General features: G+C 71.2%; 1 protein-coding gene. It reads left to right on the top strand.

All coding sequences use genetic code 11. The features are described from left to right. The first annotated feature begins 92 nt into the window (after positions 1-92). Complete coding sequence (locus G6R25_RS24070) at positions 93-944, top strand: alpha/beta fold hydrolase (RefSeq protein ID WP_163554663.1); 852 nt, start codon at positions 93-95, stop codon at positions 942-944. Positions 945-1,205: the final 261 nt, after the last annotated feature.

Below are 1,205 nucleotides of genomic sequence, written 5' to 3'. Positions count from 1 at the left end.
CACCTGTCGTGAAAGTGCCGTCTTACCTGGACGGTTCAGGTTACCTATCGTGCGGTGGTCACCAAAGGAGACCACTGGCCGGGAGGCTGACCATGGACGCCGATCTGCACCGCGAGACGAAACTGCACCGCGTCGAGGCGAACGGGACGGAGCTCGCTGTGGTCACCGCCGGCGAGGGGCCGGCAGTGCTGCTCGTGCATGGCTGGCCGCACACGCACGACCTGTGGAACCTGGTGCTGCCCCAGCTCGCCCGGACCCGTCGCGTGATCGCGCCGGATCTGCGCGGCCTCGGCGGCAGCCGCCGTGAGACAGACGGCTACGACCTGCACACCCTCGCCGACGACATGGCCGGGCTGCTCGACGCACTCGCCGTCGACCAGGCCGACGTCGTCGCGATCGACGCCGGTACGCCCCTCGCGTTCATGCTCGCGATGCGCGCACCCCAGCGGGTCCGGCGGCTGGTGCTGATGGAGTCCCTGCTCGGCACGCTGCCGGGAGCCGAGAGCTTCCTGCGTGGCGGGCCGCCATGGTGGTTCGGCTTCCATCAGGTCCCCGGCCTGGCCGAGACCGTGCTGGTCGGCCGTGAAGCCGAGTACCTCGACTGGTTCCTCCGCGCCGGCACCCACGACGGAACCGGGGTGCCGGGCCCCGTCCGCGACGCGTTCGTCGCCGTCTACGCCGGTGCCGAGGCGTTGCGTTGCGGCTTCGAGTACTACCGCGCGATGCCGGTCAACGCGCGTCAGATCGCCGACGCGGTGGCGGTGGGGTGCCTGGGTGTCCCCACGATGGCGATCGGGGCCCGTCCGGTCGGGGACGCGTTGTTCCGCCAGCTGGAGCCGGTGGCCGACCGGCTCACCGGCCAGCTGATCGACCACTGCGGCCACCTCATCCCGCTGGACGCGCCGGAGGAGTTCCTCCGCCTCGTCCAACCGTTCCTCGGGTGATCGTGCGGACATAGGTGCGGACACAGGCGTGGCCCGACCGGGTCGGCTCGGCCCCGGGGGCGACCCCGTTCGGGGCAGTCGTCCGGCGGCGGCTCCGAGCCTCGCAGGCCCAGCTTGTAGGGTCGCAACAGGCGATCGGCGGAGTCATCGGACATTCGCGGCAAGGGTCCCCATTCGGCAGCTTTCCCGTCGAGTTCGGCACGGGTTGAGGGGTCGTTCGGGACGCCGGGTGTGGACGGATACCTGGCCGGACAGGGCCGC

The organism is Candidatus Frankia alpina (assembly GCF_902806485.1).
Lineage (GTDB): Bacteria > Actinomycetota > Actinomycetes > Frankiales > Frankiaceae > Frankia > Frankia alpina.
Note: the sequence above shows the minus strand (reverse complement) of the source record. Positions and strands in the feature narration are given on the sequence as shown.

Excerpts from the sequence above, each read along its gene's own strand:
- G6R25_RS24070 (WP_163554663.1), top strand. The coding sequence starts at position 93 with ATGGACGCCGATCTGCACCGCGAGACGAAACTGCACCGCGTCGAGGCG.